This window comes from Teredinibacter purpureus, assembly GCF_014217335.1.
In the GTDB taxonomy this organism is placed as follows: domain Bacteria; phylum Pseudomonadota; class Gammaproteobacteria; order Pseudomonadales; family Cellvibrionaceae; genus Teredinibacter; species Teredinibacter purpureus.
Map to the genome: position 1 here is coordinate 4,029,490 of NZ_CP060092.1, position 21,251 is coordinate 4,050,740.

General features: G+C 44.3%; 20 protein-coding genes. 4 read left to right on the top strand and 16 right to left on the bottom strand.

Translation table 11 applies throughout. The annotated features are described in order from the left end of the window. Positions 1–124: 124 nt before the first annotated feature. The 3 genes from H5647_RS17980 to H5647_RS17990 form a co-directional block, all read right to left on the bottom strand. Positions 125–2,110 (bottom strand): TonB-dependent receptor plug domain-containing protein, encoded by a 1,986-nt coding sequence (locus tag H5647_RS17980; RefSeq protein ID WP_082087106.1) that lies wholly within the window; start codon positions 2,108–2,110, stop codon positions 125–127. Between the two features lie 151 nt (positions 2,111–2,261). Then, positions 2,262–2,711 carry a hypothetical protein gene (locus H5647_RS17985; RefSeq protein ID WP_045860451.1) on the bottom strand — a complete coding sequence of 150 codons (450 nt, stop codon included), beginning with the start codon at positions 2,709–2,711 and terminating at the stop codon, positions 2,262–2,264. 215 nt (positions 2,712–2,926) lie between these two features. After that, positions 2,927–3,361, bottom strand: coding sequence for a hypothetical protein (locus H5647_RS17990; RefSeq protein WP_045860452.1), 435 nt, complete (start codon positions 3,359–3,361; stop codon positions 2,927–2,929). An 840-nt stretch (positions 3,362–4,201) separates the two neighbouring features. Here H5647_RS17990 and H5647_RS17995 point away from each other — a divergent pair. Beyond that, the gene (locus H5647_RS17995; protein ID WP_045860453.1) at positions 4,202–4,405 is read left to right on the top strand and encodes a hypothetical protein; all 204 of its coding nucleotides are present in this window, start codon (positions 4,202–4,204) and stop codon (positions 4,403–4,405) included. A 127-nt stretch (positions 4,406–4,532) separates the two neighbouring features. Here H5647_RS17995 and H5647_RS18000 read toward each other — a convergent pair whose 3' ends face one another. From H5647_RS18000 to H5647_RS18020, 5 genes are all read right to left on the bottom strand, one after another. Further along, positions 4,533–6,026: an amidohydrolase family protein gene (locus H5647_RS18000; RefSeq protein ID WP_045860454.1), complete on the bottom strand. Its 1,494-nt coding sequence runs from the start codon at positions 6,024–6,026 to the stop codon at positions 4,533–4,535. A gap of 88 nt (positions 6,027–6,114) precedes the next feature. Next, positions 6,115–6,828: an NAD(P)-dependent oxidoreductase gene (locus H5647_RS18005; RefSeq protein ID WP_045860455.1), complete on the bottom strand. Its 714-nt coding sequence runs from the start codon at positions 6,826–6,828 to the stop codon at positions 6,115–6,117. A gap of 49 nt (positions 6,829–6,877) precedes the next feature. Next, positions 6,878–7,441 (bottom strand): dihydrofolate reductase family protein, encoded by a 564-nt coding sequence (locus tag H5647_RS18010; protein ID WP_045860456.1) that lies wholly within the window; start codon positions 7,439–7,441, stop codon positions 6,878–6,880. A gap of 140 nt (positions 7,442–7,581) precedes the next feature. Then, entirely contained in the window at positions 7,582–8,085 is a 504-nt protein-coding gene (locus H5647_RS18015) for a GNAT family N-acetyltransferase (RefSeq protein WP_045860457.1), read from the bottom strand. A gap of 408 nt (positions 8,086–8,493) precedes the next feature. Next, entirely contained in the window at positions 8,494–8,886 is a 393-nt protein-coding gene (locus H5647_RS18020) for a DUF2750 domain-containing protein (protein WP_236074961.1), read from the bottom strand. Between the two features lie 1,548 nt (positions 8,887–10,434). Between H5647_RS18020 and H5647_RS18025 the strand changes: the two genes are divergently transcribed. From H5647_RS18025 to H5647_RS18035, 3 genes are all read left to right on the top strand, one after another. Next, complete coding sequence (locus tag H5647_RS18025; protein ID WP_045860458.1) at positions 10,435–10,722, top strand: hypothetical protein; 288 nt, start codon at positions 10,435–10,437, stop codon at positions 10,720–10,722. Between the two features lie 131 nt (positions 10,723–10,853). Then, positions 10,854–11,051, top strand: coding sequence for a hypothetical protein (locus tag H5647_RS18030; RefSeq protein ID WP_162926436.1), 198 nt, complete (start codon positions 10,854–10,856; stop codon positions 11,049–11,051). Then, a complete protein-coding gene (locus H5647_RS18035) occupies positions 11,035–11,328 on the top strand; it encodes a hypothetical protein (RefSeq protein WP_162926437.1) in 294 nt (97 codons plus the stop codon). Before H5647_RS18030 ends, H5647_RS18035 begins: the two co-directional genes overlap by 17 nt. A 352-nt stretch (positions 11,329–11,680) precedes the next feature. Here H5647_RS18035 and H5647_RS18040 read toward each other — a convergent pair whose 3' ends face one another. From H5647_RS18040 to flgH, 8 genes are all read right to left on the bottom strand, one after another. Next, a complete protein-coding gene (locus H5647_RS18040; protein WP_045860460.1) occupies positions 11,681–12,073 on the bottom strand; it encodes a DUF6559 family protein in 393 nt (130 codons plus the stop codon). 155 nt (positions 12,074–12,228) lie between these two features. After that, entirely contained in the window at positions 12,229–12,513 is a 285-nt protein-coding gene (locus H5647_RS18045) for a YkgJ family cysteine cluster protein (protein WP_045860461.1), read from the bottom strand. A 161-nt stretch (positions 12,514–12,674) separates the two neighbouring features. After that, positions 12,675–13,094, bottom strand: a complete 420-nt coding sequence (locus tag H5647_RS18050; protein WP_045860462.1) for a DUF4260 domain-containing protein — start codon at positions 13,092–13,094, stop codon at positions 12,675–12,677. 296 nt (positions 13,095–13,390) lie between these two features. Then, the gene (flgL, locus tag H5647_RS18055) at positions 13,391–14,992 is read right to left on the bottom strand and encodes a flagellar hook-associated protein FlgL (protein WP_045860463.1); all 1,602 of its coding nucleotides are present in this window, start codon (positions 14,990–14,992) and stop codon (positions 13,391–13,393) included. A gap of 75 nt (positions 14,993–15,067) precedes the next feature. After that, positions 15,068–18,250, bottom strand: a complete 3,183-nt coding sequence (flgK, locus tag H5647_RS18060) for a flagellar hook-associated protein FlgK (protein WP_045860464.1) — start codon at positions 18,248–18,250, stop codon at positions 15,068–15,070. 12 nt (positions 18,251–18,262) lie between these two features. After that, positions 18,263–19,417, bottom strand: coding sequence for a flagellar assembly peptidoglycan hydrolase FlgJ (gene flgJ, locus H5647_RS18065; RefSeq protein ID WP_045860465.1), 1,155 nt, complete (start codon positions 19,415–19,417; stop codon positions 18,263–18,265). Beyond that, the gene (locus tag H5647_RS18070; protein ID WP_408034007.1) at positions 19,417–20,481 is read right to left on the bottom strand and encodes a flagellar basal body P-ring protein FlgI; all 1,065 of its coding nucleotides are present in this window, start codon (positions 20,479–20,481) and stop codon (positions 19,417–19,419) included. Before H5647_RS18070 ends, flgJ begins: the two co-directional genes overlap by 1 nt. Positions 20,482–20,540: 59 nt before the next feature. Continuing rightward, on the bottom strand, positions 20,541–21,251 hold the full coding sequence (flgH, locus tag H5647_RS18075; RefSeq protein ID WP_082087109.1) for a flagellar basal body L-ring protein FlgH: 711 nt from the start codon (positions 21,249–21,251) through the stop codon (positions 20,541–20,543).

Below are 21,251 nucleotides of genomic sequence, written 5' to 3' on the forward strand. Positions count from 1 at the left end.
TCGCTTTATTCATGCGACATTAAAAAGTGACGATAACTTATCTGTTTGAAGGAAGGAAAATGCTCGCCACGCTGTCTTAGCCTGAGGCTTCAATTGAAAAAATGGTTATAGTGCAGAAACTACATCAAAATATAAACTCTATTCCCAAACTAAGCATACGGCCTCTATTTTCGACACCCGACACCATTTTTCGGTTCATACTGGGAGAATAATATGTAGCATCGGTAAGGTTATAAACACGCGCTATAAGCTTGGTATCGCTAAATAAATTCTTATAGATCGATGCGTTTAGTAACCAATATTGCGCTAATTGTCGAAATGATGGGTTTTCTCTTGTACCAATAGTTTGCTCTGTATCACTGTGAAACTGTGCATTGACATTCGCACCCCATTCAGCTCGGTTATAACTAGTAGAAAACGAAAAGGTGTTAGTCGAAAATAATTGTGGTTGTTTATCTGTTTTAGGCAAATGCGTATAAGCCATGCTCATGCGAGTGTAATAGCCTAGCACTGCCGACATTTCAAGTTCCAACCCTGAAGACGTAAGAGTATCCTCATCGTTAACAATCGACAATCCAAATGGGCCTCCACCAGGTACTAGACTAATGCGATTTTTATGTTTACTGGAAAACAGTGTTACAACGCTTTGAATTTCAATTTTTTGATTCAACCATTCTGCCCAATTCTGCAGCCATGCAAGCTCTAACGTACGAATCTTTTCGGATTTCATATCAGGATTACCTAAATATAAATCATCCGTTTGCAGGCGATTGGGGGCACGAAAGGCTTCCCCGTACATAAGTTTAAAACTCCGTTCCGGCACTGGCGCGTAAACAAGTGCTGCTCGAGGATTAAAGTCCGCACCGACACCGCTTGTTTTATCAATACGCACGCCCAGTGTGCCGTGTAATTTTTCCGAAAAAGCAGTTTGATCCTGCGCATATAAACTCAATATTTCTCGGTCACTGGTTGGGCCTTGAGGGTATACAGTATCACTATCGAAGCTGACGAAACGGTACTTATCAATATCCGAGTGACGGTAACCGATTCCGGCTTGAAGGGTGTGTTTATTGACGTTGCGATGCGCTTGTAGCTCAAAATCCCATTCCGAGGAATAATACTGGTATGTCCCCAATTCTGTATTAAAGACCTCTATCTGCTCCTCCTTCCATTCGGAATAATTAACATTGGCACTGAGCTGCCATGTAGAGGATTGTATGACATCACCCCAAAATGCGAAGGAATTTTGCTCTGTTTCTGCATGCGTGGTGCCATTTTCTACAAAATTGAAGTTAAAAAAATCGTCCAACTCTCGACGACTATGCCGAATATCTAAGTGAAGACGGTCCTTCCACGTAAGGGTCGCTTTTCCGTCTAGGGCTTTATTCGGGTCTTGGGTCGACGTCGTGAATGGGTTGATCTGAGTGGTTAAGTCCGCGCCATAATGGTGACCCGTATCGTTGTAAAACCGGGCAAAACCAGAGGCTTTCCAGTCATCAGCATGAATAGAACCATTGGTATAAAATTCTCTAGCGCCATAATCTCCCACTGCCACAAACAGGTCATTACTATCTTTTGTCGTGATAATATTAACCACACCAGAGAAAGCGCTGGAACCATACATGGCAGAACCAGGGCCCCTAATAACTTCCACGCGGTCGATATTAGCCGTTGTGATGAACCGATTATCAAACATGGCCCCGCCAGACATATCAGAATTCATACGCTGACCGTCCATCAAAAAAAGAATGGAGTAAGACGGCTGTCCAGTAACAAGACCACGGGCTGCCACTCGATACCCTTGATTAAGGAAGGTTACGCGCGAGCTCTGAAATCCTGGTACAAAGTTCAATAACTCTTCAACGCTGCGAACACCCATTTCCAATATTTGTTGCCGCTGAAAAATAGTAACCGATGAGGGCGCGAGCCTTGCCAACTCCTGATGCCTAGACGCAACCTCTACGGTGATTGACATCAATTCCTTAAGGGACAAATCCATCAGGTTTTCTAGATCTGAGCTTTTGTCGAAGGCCTTACTAACGGGCACAATAAACAACATAAAGACACAAAATAAAACACACCGACTGACCAAAACACTCTTTTTTCCCATGATGTTTTCTCAATAGTTGCGTATTCATCCTGCCAAAATGAAAAACCCTTTCGCTAAAATAATACGCAACCTTTGTTCCCTCAACGCCACCCGAAGATACACACCCACATTATTGTAGTATCGAATTCATAATTTGGCACCTACAATGCCATTACGAATGAGGCACGTCATTATCAGTAGTGCGTATATTGAGGAAGTTATTTATATCTTTAATGGATGCTTTTACTTGGGCCGAATCTATCGTATCTTTTTTCTTTAGGCTTTCGATGTAAACACCCCAAAGAGAATTTGTCATGGAATGAAACATTTCCAACGATATTTTATAGATGGCTTGTTTATCTCTTACCTCAAAAAAATGAAGCGCTATACCACTTATCGACACTAAGGCGCCACTAACTACAGTAATCGCAAGCCCCACTCCCTTTAGGGCCGCTAAATTTGCCAACAAAGATACTCCAATTATTGAAACGCCCGTTACAAACACTAACAGCGAAAAACCACCAATAGTGTGAATTCTCTCTACACCTTCAATAGCTTTATCCGCATATTTTTCCCAGTTTTCTTTTCCTTTTTCTTCCCGATTAAACATATTGATTTTCATTTCACGGAACCCCTCATCGATAAGTGTATTGTTTGAACATACCCCCACTGAAAACGAAGAACGGCAGAGCACCTAAAAGCAACCCATTGCTTCGTATCTTTACGATAAAACTGTAACGACCTGATCACGACAATCCATTTGTTGTTTGCAAGCCATATACCGAAGATAACGTTTATCCATATGCAACTTTTACTTAACTCGGTTTATATTTAACTTTACTTTTTTACCGATATTATTTTAAGAAGAATACCGCTATGATCAAAAAAATACCCGTAATCACCAAAATCTCCGCCATGGCCGTGCGTCACGGCCTTACGCACACCACCATTTCCTACAGTCGCTAAATCTTTGGCTTCTGCTTCACTATGCGTAGGCCCATATTCCTCCCAACTAAAAACCCCATCTCTGTAGAACATGCCTGCAGCAGCATTCCAGTGAAGGTGTCCATCCTCATGACCGTCCTCCAAGCAAGTACTTGTTGCTGAGGCTTCGTGTTTCCACGTAAAAATATTGGCGTCATCACTAAAGGTAAACTGTATAATGGAACGTTCATTCGAATACACATTAAACATCGGCTCGATACTTTCACCACTTTCACCCTGTCTTTTCTCGAAAAACCCAACAACAACTTCGTGTATTAAACTCGACATTACAATGCGTTCCTATTTTAGTTAATAACAAATAATTCCTCTTCCGTTACACATCTATAAAAATCCCTCATAACCAGAGCCCTGTTATTGTCAAAATAGTGAACGGTGTAAATCACGTATTGCCCTATAAACTTTCCCCAAAGGCCATGGCCAATACAGGCAACCCAGCCGAATAAAAAAAACACCTGAATCATTTAGAACGCAATAACGCTGACTATCTTTACAATACGGTATAAAAAAAAACTATTTTATTTCCACCCAATCTATAGTCGCTCTGTAACCTTTAATTAAGCGCTCAAAAACTACACTACTGTAGTTTGACATGCAACTATGTAATGGCCTTACAACGAGCCCCAAACACTAACCGTTTAAAATGGCGTGAATAGGCGTACTTTTACATTAAAAGTAGTGCCTACAGCGCTATTCTATTGACCGGTCACGCTAAGGCACTTTATGGCGTTTGGTGTTCACCCGCTAACCATCGCATAGGGAAATTTAACGCCCACCTACGCGCCAACCCAATAAATTATCATGATATTCAGCCGTAATTGATCACTGTTCCTCACAGCATATTAAAGGGAAGCATCAGTCGATATTAGAATGGGGGCAATACAATGTCGCATCCATAGTCGTTCGGTATCCGCTACATCAAGTATCGACATTATCTGGTAGGATCGAAATGTATAGGGGGCGCAATATTGACAAGTAGTAATATCGCTGTTTTTAGAACATTACGCGCAGGGGGTAACCGAGAAAACTGTATTACACCTGTTCAACATTTGACAATGACCAGAATATAACTGAGCATACAGGTTCGCCTACCATTTGGACGCATGTAACATGAAGAAAATAATTATTATTGCATCATTAGCGCTATTGGCTGCAACGACAACTGTATGGGCTGCACAAGCAAAATATAAAGTGTTTTGCCCAGAGCATGACAAAGTTATCAAATATACGAGCGACTGGGATGAAGCGAAAAGCTATTCCAAGAACCACAATTCAGGTGCTCGACATAATTCGTACCCAACCAATAATAATTAGCCTATAAACGGGGAGAACGTTCTATTCTCCCTTTTCTACTATCTACAACCTCACCATTTTACCCGCTCGGCACTATTACTCGGCACTATTACTCGGCACTATTGCTCGACACTATTCCTACAACGAACTAATTACTCGCGGCCAAGGCCTCACGAGCAACAGCTTTGCCATTAATTAGAACGCGCTCAATACTATTGTATGCCTCTACCGTTTTTAATGGGTCTTTAGTTAAGAGGAGTAAATTCGCCTTTTTACCCACTTCAATACTGCCGACACTATTGTCTAGATGAAAGGCCTTTGCGTTATTAATGGTGGCTGCCTCCAATATTTTTTTCAATGATACGCCGGCCTTATACCACGCCTGCATATCGGTATACCCACTTAAACCAGGTGCATTAGCATAAGACTGACCGATAATAGTGTCCGTTGCAAAAAGTAGATTTGCGTCATAGTCGGCCAAGGCTTTTAATACCTGTATATTGTGGCGATAGTATTTATTGAATAATTGGTACATACCCTCATCATCCAGCGCATGTAAATGCCGAGGAAAATATTGGCGTATACGCTTATGAAACCATTGCCCGTCTTCAGATTGGTACCAATCCAATAGCGGCTTCGGTAATACTCGCTCCAATAGCGGATTATTTAAATACGCAGGGTCAAACATACTGCGTTGCGAATCTAGAACATGTAAGGTCGGCTGATAGCCAATACCACGATCAGCAATGGCTTTTAACGTAACATGGATAGCCGGCGGCACTTCGCTAGCATGTCGATATTCACCCCAATGAAACATGCCATGCGCGATAATATCAACATCTGTTAACAGCGCAAAACGCTGAGACTCCCAGGAATTAGCGTGCAATAGTGTTGGCATATTGAGTTTACGCGCCTCACTAACCACGTCACGAATAATCTGCGGAGTTGGAATATCATAATCAGCGAATTCACTGCCACCATATCCGTTTTCGTAATACGTTTTAACGCAAATTCCACCACTTTCTTTAATATACTTAACGGTTGCTTTTGGCGTATGTTTTTTCAGATCAAAATCACCGTTTAGCGTTTGTTGCTGATAATGATCGTATAGAAAATTGGCATTGTCATATAGGCGGGTTTTTGGGTCTTCCTCAAACATACCGTGGCCATTGGCAATGTCAAGGTGCTTGCTACACGTGTATACGTCTGGATGTAACGGCTGCTGGGTGAACTCACTTAGCACCTTTGGCGAAAAAACATTTAGATCAATTAAGCTTGTATAGCCGAAGTATAGATAGCTACGTGGTTGCTGCTGCAGGTAGGACGCGACTAAATCCGGGTGTTGTTTTTTATGGCGACCCGTCATACTCGGCACTTTGGCGAGATGCACATGAGAGTCGATAAGCCCGGGAATAAGGTAACGCCCGCGTCCATCAAGACGGACAACAGGCGCTCTTATATCGATTTTTTTCGATGAAACCTCGGCAATCATTCCGTCTTTAATTAAAACATAGGCCTTGAACAAGGGAGTTTCGCGCTCTGGAGAAATCACCGTTACGTCTTCTATCAATAACGTTTCAGAAATGGCCGGTTGAGCGGATAAAAACAAAAGCAAAAATGCCGATATTTTAATAACATTCATCTAAAACCCCTCATAGAGTGATTGGCACGATAAGAATAAATAAAACAGTGGGTAATTAAAACCTTATACCTACGTAATACACTCATTTCTATTGCGCATGATTATAAATTACTGGCATTTTACCCTTCCATTGCAGCCATATGTCTTCATCGAGTATGAGCTCAACCATAACGTTAGCGACATTAATTCTACTGGTTGCACCCGAATCAAAAATTGCATTTCGAATAGGCGATACGTGCAAATCATACGCTGTTACTTTTTCATCATCGATTAAAGCATCTGGGCGAATCGCCACCCATTCTATGGCACTATTTTCTTGTCCAATGTTAGTGCGTAGAAAATCAGCTGCTTTTTCATTATCTACATGCGGAGGCAACAAAACTCTTAATAGTGAAATAACCATGCGTTGAGTTAACGGCGGTTTTTCAGGAATATCTCGATTACTATTTCCAGTGGTGTTCATTAGGAGTACTTTAACCTTATCGCTCGCGCCTTGTGATTTAATCGCATCACATACACACCGCAGCGTATCGGTGACCAAAAGACGAGGTTTACCAAACATACCTTTGAACGTAAGATTATGGCCAAGACAAAACACAACAGCATTACAATCACTTGTGTACACGGCCATTTCAGCACTCGTTAAATCGTGTACGGAGGCTTGAACTACATCTAAATTAGGTTGATCGGGTAATGCCGATAACGATCGCACTATTGCGCGCACCTCAACTCCTCTACGAAGCAACTGATCCACAACAAGTTGCCCTGTAACCCCACTTGCACCGATAACTAAAACATTCATGGCCTTTCACCTTAAATTAGTGACAACATTATTAGCGTGGTAAACGATATTACTGCGGGTAAGCGATACTATATTCCACCTGACTAAAATCATTTGGGAACGTAATAGCATGACAATGTGAAAGTTTTACCGGTGTCTCTATTTTTCCGAAAAGCGGAATCCCTTCACCTAATAGAATAGGCGCTTTTGTAATAATTATTTTATCAATGAGGTGTAAGTTAATGAACGACGTAATCGTTGTGCCACCATCAATGTAAGCTCGCTTGCAACCATTACCTTCTAACATTACGAGCAAGTCGTGAATACTTCCTGAATACATCTCAACTTTTCCGCGCAGGTTTTCGGGCGGTTCTTCCACTGTGTTACTCAATACAACAATGGGAATATCGCCATAGGGCCATTGCTCAGGAGTTAAATTCATACTGGCGATTGTTTCCATGCATTTACGGCCCATAATCATACAATCTACAGAATCCATGAAGGCGCTAAAGCCCATATCATTACCTCCCATATCAGCCTCCACATTGCCCGCGGTGTGAAGCCAATCAACACCACCTTCGGGCGTCGCAATATACCCATCTGCACTGGTTGCTATATAGACTGAACATTTCATTTGAGCTACCGTTCTCCTTACTTGAAACGACTTATTTCACGGTCTTTAGAGAAAGTTTAGAATCAAAATATTCCAAAAAAACCTTCTTATTTCAGGCGGTGAAAGCAGCTGACAATAAATTCTTACGCATGACGTATGGGTCAGTAGGTGTAGGTATAAAATTCCGTAGTATCTGACGATTCAGTGTAAATAAAACCGTTTTTGGTGAGCACCTTAACTGAGGCAATATTGTCGGGGGAAACACCACCCGTTATGGCGGTTATCGTATTATTTATTTGGAGTGTTTCAACGACTGACGCTATTAGCTCACTGACAAGCCCTTGTCCCCAATACTTTTCAGATAGTATATAGCCCACCCTAACCTCGCGGGGCTTTGCCGAGCCATTGATACCCTGAAGAAAAAGAAACCCTATAAATGTATTACCACAGGTTTCTTTTAGGGATAACGCGTATACGCCACCCTCTTTTAGTCTTTCGGCTATCCAGCCTCTCGCTTGGTGAGGCGTAGCGATGCCTCGCCAATGTGGAGGCAAATATTGCGTAGTTCTATCGGTTAAAAGTTCAATAATATGGCCATCCAATAAGAAATGGGTCGACTGAACAGTAGAAATTAATAATCTTTTTGATTCAAATTGTGCTAACACTTGAAGCCCTCCACAATCTCGATTCAAAGTAAAAGACATGCACGTTTTCACTACCGCTGACGTCTAGAAAGCCATTAGCGTGAAATTGTTAAGCGTTTTTTACGTGCTGCTATGTATTATTATTTATTGTTATATAATTTTTTGGCTAATATTACGTGCTTTTTTAAAAAAGAATAACTCCTTTTTTTACAGAGAAATATTGAGCATTCTCACGGTTCACATTTTTTCGAACACCAATGTTTGCCGTCTAGGCTATCCACTGTAGGTTCGTAACCTAACGGGGCCACACCTTTCTCGTCTAGCCCTCTAAATCGTCTACTCGTCGACACGAATACCTATAGAAGCGCTTTACAGACTAAGGCGTTATTCCAACAACAGAGTAATCTACACTTAAAGGTGTGGATTGAATTAAAACTCAGAGTTTGAAAATTCATCCTGAAGGTCACTTTTTACTTCTGACGGTTCCATAATCCACACTTCGGTTCCGGCATTAGGGAAAACACTAATTTTCAAACCATCGCGTTCCAAACCTGGAACCCACCTTGAGAAAAATTCTGGTACCGAAACACTTTTTGGTGAAAGCTTTTCGGTAGAGCTATTACTGTAAAACTCTGTAAACTCAGCATGAGGCCAAACGGGCAGGTATTCAAAACCGTGATCTTCCGAGTGAATTTTTAAAAATTCCTTTTTTTCGTTTACCAAAACCCAAATATCTCGTTCTTCGGCAACCATACTTAAAAATATTTCGTACCTAGATTCACAATCCATTTTTTCTATTTCTTTAAAGCTTAAATCTTTCACAATTCGTACTCACTTATTTATGTCATGGAGGCCATAACAACCGGGTTTATTCACCGTGTTGCTCCCAGTATTGGCAACTAGGGTATTGCATCTTGCGTAACCCGTTTCATGTAGAACCTGGTCGATAGTGCAGTATCGGATAAATCACCTCACACCACTGGCTTAATTGCGGGTATACGGCCTGTATCATGACTCTACACGGGGATGAAAAGCGCTCGATGTCAAGAATCTAGGCAGTTTTGATGACGTTAGTCTAACGTGAGTATATCCCTTATTTTTTCTAGACTAAAGCCTACCACACTATAGATAATGCGCACCCGAGAGAGTGCTGTAACCAAGATGCTACTCACTAACGGTAGTTTCATTGTGCTACAGGGTATTTGTAACCCAATCTCCCTTCGTACGGTCTTATGATGCAAGCAAAGCTATTTCGTGAGGTTACAAAGGGCCGCCAAAGCGATAGGCTTTCACTAGCCAAAATCGCCTTTTAGGCGGTGATCAGCATCTGTAAAATATGATGCCCGCTCTCTAGAATCAGGCCGATCTTTCAGCCCTATGCTTTACACCTGACTCAATCACTTAGTACGTGTTACAACGGCAATTAGAATATTGCTGGGTTTATTGTTGGCTTTTGTGGTGGTTCACTTCAGCCGCTCTGAACCCACAGTACGGACTGATCTAGCGGCTATTGTAGTTATTGTGGCCTTAAGTGCCTTATCCAACTCGAGCTTGGCATTTTGATGGGGGCTCAAGACCCCATCGCTGCCCAGTGTCCCAGAACTCTTTCAGTTACTCGTAGGCCCGCTCTTTTTCATTTATTTAAACCGTCTTAATAGGAAACCGGTTACCGCTCAATTGACACTGGTACATTTTTCCGCGTTTGGGCTTTTTACGGTGGTTTTCATCGCTTTTATTATCTCTGGGCATGAAAGCTGGGTTAAGAGCCTCCACCTTAAGCACTTGGTTCAAGGCATGACATTAGCCGCCAACCTGCAACTCTGGTTTTATTGCTTGCGCTGCCATCGCCAACTTAACGAATACGCTACGCGCCTAAAGCGATCGTGCTCGCCATAGATCGCTATAGTAAGACATGGGTGGAGTAAAGCTTATTTGCGCTGTTGCTGTGCAATACGGGTATCACTTTGCTCTATAGCCTAAATCATAGTCACTTTCATTTGCCTGTACACAAAACCGTTACTTTTATTCTCGCGTTAATTATCGTTTTAATCGTGTACCGTACGTTGCGCAACCCTGTGGTTTCTTTCGGGTAGCAAAGCGCCGGCATCCAACCCCCACGGGCTAGCGCGATATTTACTTAACTATTTTTTTTGGGGGGGGGGTAAAACCTTATGGAAAAAAACGTGGCGTAATCTCTGGGAGAACAGAGGCCCCTCTGCACGGGTAATACTGTCGATTCCACTCGGCACACTAACGCTGGGAGTGACTCTCAAACCTTATTCGATTCTTGCGCGGGAGCTACAGGAAAATTTTCTGAAGGCTAATTCAACGGCCATTCTATTTCAGCTGCAATAAATTGATACGAAACTGGTGGAATTACTGGCCGAACACCCGCCTATCGATAAAGTAGACACTCGTAGAGTTATTCTGGGCGAAATTAAAACAACAAACGGTCAATGGAAACCTCTACCGTTATTTGTGTTGCCCGATTACCATAATATCCAACTCGACCGCGTAACATCGCAGCCTGGAAACTGGCCGCCGGCAATAAATCAAATCCTAATTGAGCGACAATCCGTTAGCGTACTTGGTGGCACATATGATGCTCGCCCGACAACTCCCACAAATTGGCGTAATGATAGCCTTAGCGACCAGTAGCGGCCAGTAGCGGCCAGATAAAAGCCATTTATGACCGGGGAATAATCCTTTTAGGGCTGCTAGCCCCATTATAGAGTTTGCCTATCGCGTTTTACGGTAGCTGTATTTACGTTGACCGGTTAGCGACATTAATGAACCTCAATATTCAGCGTTATGGCATATCGGGATGGGTATTTTTAGTTCAAATCGCTCTTGACGTAGGCATTCCACTGCTTGCTACAAGTTTACCGATCAAACACGTAAGCCGCATGAGTATTCGCGACACTCTCATTGAATTTGGTCACCACCAATTTTCCAGAATTAAAACTGGGCATGCCAGTAAGTGTTAATACCGGCGATCACACTAAACACTACACGCTCGTTGGCATCGCCAGAGTAATGGGACAAGCAACACTTTTCACCGCCGATAATGCTCTTATTGTTCAAGCTGAAACGTCAAATAAAATAATTAGCAATGGAGTATTTATAACCCGTAAACATGCGACACCTTTAGCGCTCTATACCTTAAAGAATGATGTGCGATCACTGGCTAAACGTCAGGGAATGTCAATACGCCCGATTACCACCGCAGATGAAAGTGCCGGCAGAGTGATAACGCCGGCATAGTGATAACGCCGGCATAGTGATAACGCATTTCACAATAATTGCCTCACTCATGACTCTACTCACCCTGGTTATTACCTTTATTGCAGCCAATGGTATAGCGCTAACAATGACCACCACTATCATCGAGCGCACGCGGGAGATAGGCATTTTAAAATGCCATTGGAGCATCCACTATTCAATTGAGAAAAATATTTCCAATAGAAGGACAAGCAATCGCAGTGAAATTGCCGGTTAGGGAGGCGCTAATCTATGAACAAACACCAAATTCATTCAAATCACCATTGATATTAGCTATCTCCATGTGTTGCTCACCGTTGTAAACAGCAACACGACATCGTTTATTCAATAGGGTTTATAAGCTTGTACGGCCCGATTTATTGGCGCCCCAACTTGGAGATTGACCACCCTGCCAGCCACGGTCTTTACACAACTCAAGAACGTGCTCAACTCGATAGCGTGTGTTGCCGTCAAATAGCAACTGCGCAATGGTTAAACGGATCTCATCCAGCGCAACCTGATTAAGCCATACGCGCTTTACGGTATTGATTGATTCCTCATGCCGATAGAGCGCAATTGCGTAGGGCATATAATCGGCATTCAGTTTTAATACTTTTATTGCTGCCTGAATCTGCATAACGGTGTACTGCCCGCTGCCACCATAATTCTTTAGCAAATAAGGCCCAAGCTCACGAACATAAGCCTGTATAGTTTTTCTTAATTTATATTGCCTGAATAAACCGAACATAAGTATCCAACCGTTAGTTAAATGGGAACTACAAGTCTTTTCTCCCGAGACTATAGCCTAACCATTTACCCCTATTTTTATCGAAGCTATTCGTAGCGCGGGCCATTGTGTATAAAGAATTATGCGTGCTATTTTCGCATGCACTGAACAATCACCTAATCTTCTCGTTCATTACGACATTCATACGAACCCATTTCGAATTCTCGACAGATCCACGGGCGATTCTCATAAATAGTGCACATAAAGGTTCCACGATCTAACGCCGAGCACCAACCATCCGCTAAGCGCAACATCGTTTCGCCGCCCCATTGGTCGCGCGCGATATGTTCATCGGGAACACCGGTGTCGCTAATAATCATAACTTCTAAACGACAGCAACACGCTCGACACGTTGAACAGGTGACTTCGGTTTCCGAAATATCTTTAATCTCGACTGTCATATGGCTCTTCACGTAAAATAATCGCGCACTCTACGCCATATTTACCGCATTCGACATCACTTTTGTACGGGGCTGAGACGCTGAGCGCGATAGTGTATTCCCTTAGTAAAAATGTCTACAAGTGACGCTGTTCCCTTACCGAGTATTGTAGCTAAATTGAGTCATAAAACGATTTTTTGGCTACGCTTTTTTTCTTTTCCAATTAAGCCTAAATGCGTGAAACCAAAACCATTTTCATATTTTAACCCGTAACCCAATGTACGATCGACGCCAATATGAGAAACCCAAATTAAGCCTGCCATCTGAAATAGTTCAATGTTAAGAAAGAAGCCAAGTGCCACAATACCAAGAGCGCCAACAAGCGAATGCGCACCATTATAGGCCATTGCACCTACCTTTTTATTGACGAGGTAACCTAAAAAAGAAAGATCTGGCACTAGAAAATAAAGCGCAAATGTTAACCCGCTATACCCTTGCTGAAAATAAAAACTTAAGGCCAATATTAATACAGCCAATGCCTCTGCTCTCAACACCCATTTTACTGAACCCGTTACATTGCCCACGATATTTTCTCTATTCATAGATGCCGTTTCTTAAACAGACGGGTAAAAGCGATCACCACCTGCTCCTCGGTTACGTCCTTTATACACAATAATCTGTACACGATAACGATATTTTGAGGGTATAAAGCCGTATATGCACGCTGTTTTTAATAGAACACGGCCATACCGCTGTTGCGGTTAGCCTATAAATTAACCGAAACCTAGGGGGGGGAGATTTAAACGGTGTTTATGAGAGTATTGTCGGATTTCGGCAATGGCTGGATGCCGTAACGGCTTATAGAACCAACAAGCGCTGCACAATACCAGCAGGTATTCTACAGTTGTGAGAATAAATTTAACTGGCTGACGCGTACAAATGACGATTGTGCGGCTTGCAACACTAATGATTGTGCCGATAACCGTGTGGCCGCTTCGGCATAGTCCACATCTCTTAGGTCGGCTAATACATCTTTCATAACTAATTCGGAATCTAAATGAAGTGCGCGGGTGCTATCAAGTGTATTAAAACGTGCGCCCAGCTTTGCCGTAACATCCAATATACTCGTTTGCGTATGTTTAAGGTTATTAAGGGTAGAACCTACGACCGTATCCAATATTTTTCGCCCTTCGTCACTGCCGTCGTAATCTTTCATGCCTTGGCTAAAACGCGCTAGCGTGGTTAAAATATCTTGTTTCTTCGATGAATCGACGAATACCCTATCGCCAGCAACGGCTAGCACGCCATCCGCAGAGGTTGAGCCATTGACCGTATCAAGCCCCATTATGGCAGTTGAATTCACTGAGCCATTCCCAATCGTGAGGCTAACGCCGGTAGGTACTTGAACGCCAGTATTGTCGACGGTTACACCGAGTGAGATAAGCTTCGCCGCATTGCCATTACCCGCGCTATTAAAGATTGCAGAGAGGTCTGCAGTATTGGTGACATTACCATCCAGCACTAACGTTTCGGTTCTACCACCAACTCTAAACGTTACAGTTTCATTATTAGGTGCAGTAAAATCAAAGGGGAGTGTAACGGGGCCGTCGGCACCAAATGAGCGTGTTGCGGGTACGGCTGCATCGCCAGAGACCGGGTTGCCCGATACTCGAAAGCTAACGCCGTTCACCTCTATACTATTGCCGCCAGTGTATGCCTGATTGGCAACAACGACACGACCAGACGCGCGCTCCGTTATCGTATAGTTTTTACCGGCGGGTATTATGGTGTTGTCGGCATTAAACGATACCACTAAATCTTCTGGGTAAAATTCGTCAAATGCTTCTTGATCTATCACCAAGCCTACGGATATAGCAACGGGCGGATCAGAACGATTCGCAGCACTCGCATAAGTCACTACAGTGTTTTCATCACTTTCTATATCCACGAAAATATCTTTTCCGGAATCACTCGCCGCTATGGTGGTGTTATTGGCAATTTTTATAAATTGTTGGCCATCGTCACCGTTGTAGGTAAAACCGGAATTAGCGGAGCCGGTGAACGGTTGAGAACGGCTTTTATAGCCACCGAAGATATAGTCGCCATTCGCATTTTGGCTGTTCAACAAATTCGCGAGTTCATCTAAACGCGCATCTACTTCACTGGCTAGCGCTTTATATTCACTGGTACTAAGCGTAGCGGTGTTACCCGCTTGGACGGCGAGTTCTTGCATACGCTGTATAAGGTTGCTCGCGCTTTTTAAAGATGATTCTTCGAGTACCAAATTATTTTCGGCGATATCAATATTTTTGCGGTATTGACCAATATTTGAGATGTCGGTAGTGAGTTGCATTATTTTTGTGGAGGCAACGGGATCGTCTGACGGATTGAGTACGCGAATGCCCGTGGACAATTGCTCTTGCGTGTGAATCAGTGCTTGATTCGCATCGGCCATACCCTTGTTGGCAATATTAAATATTTGTAACGATGAAATGCGCATAATTTTTGTCTGGCAATACGTTTTAACATTACATAAGCGAAAAACGTGCCTCTTCGATAAAATAGAGCGTTCAGGTTAAAACGAGTTAATTAGGCGGTCAAATAGCTCTCTTGCAACGGAAATGACCTGAGTATTGGCGGCATACATTTGTTCAAAGCGGATAAGGTTTGCCGCTTCTTCATCGAGATTCACACCTGACACCGACGCGCGTAATTGTGTTGTTTGATGCAGAACTTGCTCGCTTGCATCAACATTAATTTTAGCGGATGAAGTATCGATGCCCACATATTCCACCAGTGACCCGTAACTTTCCGCATAGGTCGCTACGCCGCCGCCCACATTTTTATCACGTGCTAAGTTCACCAGTGATAGCGCGTTACGATTATCCGAGGCCGCGTCGTTATTAAAGTTGAGGCTAAAAGTATCGCCCGTATCGGGTATACCACTGAGTGATGCTTGAATACCCCAATAATTAGAACGCGCAAAATCAGTAGCCGTAGTATCACCAAAAATCATGCTATTAGGTGGAAAGGTTGAAAGTGTCATGTCTTCGGCAAGGGTCACATCCAACGACCCACCTATAACAAAAGTTGACGCGGCATTGTTGCCGGTGGTCGACATGGTGGCATTTGGGTTTTTGCCATCGCTTAAGTCCACGGATTCGCCTGCCCCCGCCGTTAGGGATACGACAAAGTCGTCGCCTTCGGTGGAATATACTCTAAGCTCCGGCGTACCGGTTAAGGCGTTTCGCCCCGCTACCGCGTATATTCCCGCAGCAGACAATGTTGAGTTCCCGGCGATACGTTCAGCAAGGTAATCATTAAATGCATCGATATCGGTTATAGGGTTGGGAACATCCGCGCTTACAACATTTACACCGAGAGGATCGGTTTCGTACTCAATGAGATTTTGATCGTTAAGATTAATTTGTAAGGGCGCCGCATTGGTAATTTGAAGATTGGATAATTCCATATAATTAAAAGCATTGGCGGTAACACCGGCAATATTATCCAAAGCACTCGCCAACCCTCGTGCGCTACTGTTCATCTCAGTAAATATTGTTTGTGCCGACGCAGGAAGACCTTCTAGCTCCGCCGCAGTGGAAAGTGTAATGGCTTCGGCAGGATAACCATTGCTAATAAAGCCCGTACCGGAAATACCGTTGACATCGCCAGCGGTAGTAAACGTTGCTCCTTCTATATTAAAACCTAATAGGTTATTCGCTTGACCTACGGGGGCCACATCGCCATTTCCATCTGGGTCACTATTGTAATTTTGTAGCGTTATATCACCAAAACCCGAGTGTTTTAGCCTAAACGCAACCGTTCCGCTATCGGACATAAAGGCGGTAACATCGGTACCCGTTAGCTGAGCATTAATTTCACTTAACAATACAGCCTCGTCCACAATAGCGGGGCCGGAAACCGCAACGCTAAAAGCACCGTCGTAGGCGGCATTTAAGGTTCCGCTTACCACAACATCAAATGAGAACTGATTTGTCGTTGCGCTAAAATCGGTAGTGGTAAAATCAGGCGCTACAGCGGTGGGTGGCGCCATAAAAAGTGCCGCCTGCTGCGCAAACGTTCGGCCTTCGGGTATGCCTGTCATATTCCCATTGGCGGACACCAATGTTGCCTGCGGGTTTGTTCCAAAGAGGGCGTTATTCGCACCCACGACAAACCGCTGATCACGAATGGGCGGTGACAATTGTATGGGCTTTCCAGGGTCGGAGTTGTCGAGAATATCGTAGCTGGTGGGCGAAGTAAATTGTACAATTAAAGGCGGGTTCATAACGCCTGTATTCGCTAATAAAGGTAATGGCGAACCGTCGGCAGCGGTAAGCGATAGCACTTCGCCGGGCGATATTTCGCCAGAACCTCTATTGCCGAGGCTGGCATCCGTAACCAGAGGGCTCGCAAAGGCGAGGCTTTGTGCATTCACTAATGATGACGAAAAATCTCGCCCGCCAGTACGTACAGGTAATAGTTTAAACGCATCGCCATCTTGAAAGGTGCCCGATTCAAACACCAATGATAACCCATCAAAATTAACTGATAGTGGATAGGCCCCAGTTAACAAACCTGTGGCAACTTCAGTACTGTCGGATAAACGCTCTATACGATACAGGCCACCCGCTTCAATTTTCACCTCGTAGTCACTGTCTGTGAGTTGAAGGCTATCGTCGATGTTTAATTTTATTTGTCTGTCGGCCGGCCCGGCATTATTGGAGTTTCCAATCACCCGTGCGGCGGATAAACTATTCTCATTGACATCAAAAAAGAATAAGCCACCAAATTCGTTTTCGAGCGTTATACCCTGTTGATGAACCTCGTTAAAAGAATCGGCCATAACTACCGCTATTCGACCAAATTGATTGTAGACACTGTCCATTACACCATCACGAAAGCGAAGTAAGCCACCAATTTCGCCACCGCTAATTAAATTAGTAATGGGCTGACCACCGATATCATTTTGAAACACAATATCCATTTTCGCCGCATCTTCTTCACTTGAAGCCACGGTTAATCTACGGGCCTCGATACCCACGACAAGATTTTGACCACTACCAATTACCACATTAATTTGACCCGACCCTTGGTCGTAGGTTTGAATTGAAATTAATTCGGATAATTGACGAAGCGTTTCATCCCGTTGATCTAATAAGTCATTCGGCAACGCGCCACCGCCAATACCCACGGCGTCAGATATTTTCAAGTTTAGCCCCGCTATATTTTCCACCAGCGCGTTAACTTGAGCTACCGCTGCCGAAATAGAATCATCGGCGTTGGCATCAAGCGCTTGAAACCGGCTATACAGCGTATTGAAACGGTCGGCAAGGTTTTCGGCCTCACTCAGAATTAATTGGCGAGCCGGTATTGACGTTGGGTCGTCTAGCCCGTTTTGCATCGACGCAAAAAATGATTCGAGGCCACTCGACAAGCCTGTTGACGTATCAGATAACAAATTATCGAGCTGGCTAACGTTGGTATGGTAAACCTCTAGGTCACTGTAAAGCGTGGTATCGGCACGTAATTGTCCGGTCACAAAACCATTCACAATACGTTCAATACTTTCAACATTAGCGCCATTACCAACGTAACTATTGCCGGTAAGTGTTGCAGGGTTGGTTTCGATGGCTACACGCTGCCGACTATAACCATCGACACCCGCATTGGATATATTGTGGCCTGTAGTGCTTAACGCTGTTTGCGTTGCGCGAAGGCCGCTAACACTAATGCCGAGAAGGTCTGAGCTCATGACATAGCCACCTTAGGAATCCGTGCGTTTTAGGGCCGAATCGCCGGTAACGATACGCTCACGAATGGAGAGTATTTTATTCGCATAATCAGGGTCGGTTGCGTAACCCGCCTTCTGCAAGGCATGAATATAGGTACCACCATCATTCGCTTTTAGCGCATTGTGATAACGCGGATTCTGCTGAACAAAAGCCACGTAATCGGTAACCGCGTGTTCTATGGAGTCGTAGGCGCGAAACGTCGCTTGCTCTGGTTTAAAGGTTCCCTGACTATATTCAAGTGTCGACACATCTAACGTGTCGCCCTGCCATTGTTGGCCGGCTTTAATATTGAATACATTAAAACTACTCTCACCGTTCGAATTTTTCAGTACGGATTGTCCCCAGCCGGTTTCGAGCGCCGCTTGTGCGGTAAGTATTGCACTGTCAATTCCTAGCGCTTTTGCGGCTTGCGCCATAATGGGTGAAACAACGCGTATAAAACTTTCAGGGGAGTGCGCCAGTGCAAAATAGTGCGGCGGTTTATCATTCGCCGATTTTGTTACAACGGGAACGGCTGCTTCTGGTTCGTTGCGCAGGGTTAGTGGTGCATTGACAGAAATGGTTTTTGCGGGCAAAGGTAACAGCGGGCTAACGCTATCCGGTTTAACCAACCGATTTTTAAGTTGCTCGTTGCCTTCAGGTGTAACACGCGCTGGTAGGCTTCCCGTTGGAATGGATGACGCTGGCACATTTTCCAATGAAGTATTTACCGATGAATCAGTCTCCAATGGCGTTACCATCGATAACCGGCTTTCCGCCGCAGAGGATGTTCTATTGTCGCCGTACGACTGGCTCATTTGTCGGTACATGGCCTCTGCAATACCAATACCACCTTGCTGGGTATGGGCCATACTCAACGATAATTGCTGGTCGTACATATCGCGGTAGAATTTTGTTTCGCCGCTGTTAAATAAACTACCTTCTTCAAATACAGCGTTTGCATCACGCATACTTTTTAACATCATGCCTATAAAAATGGATTCAAATTGTTGAGCCACTTTTCGCATGGCATCATCTTTATCGTCGCTGGCCTTTAGTTGCTGAAGGCTCGCTAAATCTGTATAGACATCTGCCGACTGTAAATGTTGTTGCGCGGCTAGAAGAGAGTGTGACGTAGCACTATTCATCAGATCACCAATATTTCGGCTTTTAAAGCACCGGCTTGTTTTAACGCTTCTAAGATTGCCATTAAGTCTCCTGGGGCAGCGCCTACTTCGTTTACTGCTCGCACAATGTCACTTAATGTTGGTCCGGGCGCAAATTCAAACATAGGCCCAGATTCTTCCGTTATTTCTACTGAGCTTTCGGGCACTACGACGGTGTTTCCGTCCGAGAAACCACCGGGCTGGCTAATATTGACATCTTCGCGCACTGTAACCGTTAAAGAACCATGGGTAACGGCAACTGGCGACACGCGTACATGTTTACCGACCACAATGGTGCCGGTACGCGAGTTAATAATAATTTTTGCCGATGATTCTCCCGGCGTAACGTTTACGTTTTCGAGTAGCGATAAATAATCCACTCGCTGTGCTGCGAGCTGGGGCGCTTGCACGGCAATTGAGGTTGCATCCATTGGCATGGCAACGTCGGGGCCGAGCAAGTCATTAATACTATCGGCAACACGTTTTGCCGTGGTGAAATCGGGCGTGTGTAAGTTAAATATAATTTTCCCTCCGTTCGCGAAGGTAGACGGTACCGAACGCTCGACCATCGCACCGTTAGGAATACGGCCTACACTGGGAATGTTGACCGTTACGCTTGAGCCATCTCGGCCGTCTGCTCCAAATCCGCCGACAATTAAATTACCTTGCGCAATGGCATATACGCGCCCGTCCAGGCCTTTTAGCGGCGTTAACAATAACGCGCCTCCACGCAAACTTTTAGCGTTTGCAACGGATGAAACCGTGATATCAATGGTTTGGCCCGGCTTAGAAAATGCGGGGAGTTCGGCATGCACCGCAACGGCGGCCACGTTTTTGAGTTGAAATTTTGCACCGGGCGGAATGGTAATACCAAACTGCTTTAACATGCTCATAAACGATTGCGTGGTAAACGGCGTTTGATTGGTTTGATCGCCACTACCATCGAGCCCAACCACCAAACCGTAGCCCACCAGTTGATTACTGCGCACTCCCGCTACGGAGGTTATATCTTTTATTCGTTCGGCCATACCATTGGCACTATGCATTAAACACAACACCAAGAAAGGACCCATAAAAAAACGTGTTAACGTAGAGTAACTCTTCATTAGAATGGCCATAAGGGGCTGTTAAAGAATTTTCCAATCCAGCCAATTTGCTGCGAATCTGCAAATTCTCCAGTGCCCGAATAGGTAATGCGCGCATTCGCAAGTTTGGTTGAGACGATGGTATTGTCTGGGCTTACATCGTCTGGGCGAACTAAGCCGCTCAATCGAATATATTCATCACCGCTATTAAGCGTTAACCATTTCTCTCCACGTACGAGTAGTGTGCCATTAGGGTAGACATCCACCACTGTTACGGAAATATTACCGGTAAGCTGGTTGCTTTGGTCGGCATCGGCCTCACCTTTAAATTCTCGAGCTGCCGCCAGATCGGTATTCATTGATACATCACCCGCGCCGAGCGTTGTTCCAAGTAGCGCAGCCGTACCAGATGCTCCGCCAACAGTAATATCGCTATCTTTAATTAACGCTATATTCGACGTTTTTTTAGAGCTGGTACGTTCTTGCAATACCACATTTAAAATATCGCCTATGCGTGTTGCTTTACGATCATCAAACAACACCATAGATGTATTGTCGGAATACAACGATCCGTTAGCCGGTAGCGACGGTCTTTCGGACGGTTGCATTACCGGCGCGTAATAGGGGTCGTCGGGTAGTACGGGCTTGCTTACGCAACCGCTGAGTAGCAAGTGCCCACCACCGATTAGCGTGACTATTATTAAGCCTTTTATGCTCATATTGTTACCCAT

What these genes read in the sequence shown, in the direction of transcription:
- H5647_RS17980 (WP_082087106.1), bottom strand. Translation starts at nt 2,110, where the DNA reads ATGGGAAAAAAGAGTGTTTTGGTCAGTCGGTGTGTTTTATTTTGTGTC.
- H5647_RS17985 (WP_045860451.1), bottom strand. Translation starts at nt 2,711, where the DNA reads ATGAAAATCAATATGTTTAATCGGGAAGAAAAAGGAAAAGAAAACTGG.
- H5647_RS17990 (WP_045860452.1), bottom strand. Translation starts at nt 3,361, where the DNA reads ATGTCGAGTTTAATACACGAAGTTGTTGTTGGGTTTTTCGAGAAAAGA.
- H5647_RS17995 (WP_045860453.1), top strand. Translation starts at nt 4,202, where the DNA reads ATGAAGAAAATAATTATTATTGCATCATTAGCGCTATTGGCTGCAACG.
- H5647_RS18000 (WP_045860454.1), bottom strand. Translation starts at nt 6,026, where the DNA reads ATGAATGTTATTAAAATATCGGCATTTTTGCTTTTGTTTTTATCCGCT.
- H5647_RS18005 (WP_045860455.1), bottom strand. Translation starts at nt 6,828, where the DNA reads ATGAATGTTTTAGTTATCGGTGCAAGTGGGGTTACAGGGCAACTTGTT.
- H5647_RS18010 (WP_045860456.1), bottom strand. Translation starts at nt 7,441, where the DNA reads ATGAAATGTTCAGTCTATATAGCAACCAGTGCAGATGGGTATATTGCG.
- H5647_RS18030 (WP_162926436.1), top strand. Translation starts at nt 10,854, where the DNA reads ATGAACCTCAATATTCAGCGTTATGGCATATCGGGATGGGTATTTTTA.
- H5647_RS18035 (WP_162926437.1), top strand. Translation starts at nt 11,035, where the DNA reads ATGCCAGTAAGTGTTAATACCGGCGATCACACTAAACACTACACGCTC.
- H5647_RS18040 (WP_045860460.1), bottom strand. Translation starts at nt 12,073, where the DNA reads ATGTTCGGTTTATTCAGGCAATATAAATTAAGAAAAACTATACAGGCT.
- H5647_RS18045 (WP_045860461.1), bottom strand. Translation starts at nt 12,513, where the DNA reads ATGACAGTCGAGATTAAAGATATTTCGGAAACCGAAGTCACCTGTTCA.
- H5647_RS18050 (WP_045860462.1), bottom strand. Translation starts at nt 13,094, where the DNA reads ATGAATAGAGAAAATATCGTGGGCAATGTAACGGGTTCAGTAAAATGG.
- flgL (WP_045860463.1), bottom strand. Translation starts at nt 14,992, where the DNA reads ATGCGCATTTCATCGTTACAAATATTTAATATTGCCAACAAGGGTATG.
- flgK (WP_045860464.1), bottom strand. Translation starts at nt 18,250, where the DNA reads ATGAGCTCAGACCTTCTCGGCATTAGTGTTAGCGGCCTTCGCGCAACG.
- flgJ (WP_045860465.1), bottom strand. Translation starts at nt 19,417, where the DNA reads ATGAATAGTGCTACGTCACACTCTCTTCTAGCCGCGCAACAACATTTA.
- H5647_RS18070 (WP_408034007.1), bottom strand. Translation starts at nt 20,481, where the DNA reads ATGCATAGTGCCAATGGTATGGCCGAACGAATAAAAGATATAACCTCC.
- flgH (WP_082087109.1), bottom strand. Translation starts at nt 21,251, where the DNA reads ATGGGTAACAATATGAGCATAAAAGGCTTAATAATAGTCACGCTAATC.